This window comes from Corallococcus sp. 4LFB, from assembly GCF_046520365.1.
Lineage (GTDB): Bacteria > Myxococcota > Myxococcia > Myxococcales > Myxococcaceae > Corallococcus > Corallococcus caeni.
In genome coordinates, this window is the sequence record NZ_JBKGHJ010001185.1 from 1 (window position 1) to 673 (window position 673).

General features: G+C 76.1%; 1 protein-coding gene. It reads right to left on the minus strand.

Translation table 11 applies throughout. From position 1 onward, the window contains the following. On the minus strand, positions 1–673 hold a 673-nt coding region (locus ACLEQD_RS44820; RefSeq protein WP_410391980.1), incomplete at both ends, for a SpoIID/LytB domain-containing protein.

Consider the following 673-nt stretch of genomic DNA (forward strand, 5'->3'; position numbering starts at 1 on the left):
CGGTGCGGTCCGGAGCACCGAACACGGCCACGGGCTCGCCGTGTGTCCGCCGCAGCTTGCGTGGAAGGGAGCGAGGCGATGGCGCCGTCGGACAGGCGCAGCACGACGCCTTCGGTGGAGCGGGCGGCGTCGCGGGCGCGGCGCAGGTGGCGAGCGAAGCCCTCGCCGCGAAGGACCTGGCAGTGGGTGAGGTCGCAGGCCCGGGCCTCGTCGTGCCGCTTGCCGGAGGCGAGCACGTAGCTGCGGGCGGTGATGGCCTGGGCCCGGAGCGCCTCGAAGGGGGTGCCGACCTCGGTCTCGCTGGCGGTGACGGCGGCGACGTAGGTCTCCAGCGCGAAGGTGGCGACGAGGATCAGCTCCCCGTCCCGGGCCTCCAGCGACAGCGCGGCCTCGTAGCGGCGATCCACGCCCCGGCCCCGGACATGCCAGCGGCCCGCGTCCAGCCGGAGGGCGTTCGGTTGCGGACGGCCCTCCACGATGAGCGTGTCCCCCGTCGCCACGACCTCCAGCGAGCGCGGGCCATCCAGCCGCAACCGCGTGGGCCGGTGCTTGGAGAGGAGCCGCACGTCGACCTGTGCCTCGGCCGCGGCCTTCGGCTTCGCCTCGCGCGCGAGGGCTCCCGGCCTGGAGGACGTGCTCCCGGCAGCGGGCGGCGTGCCCGCCACCAGCGCGG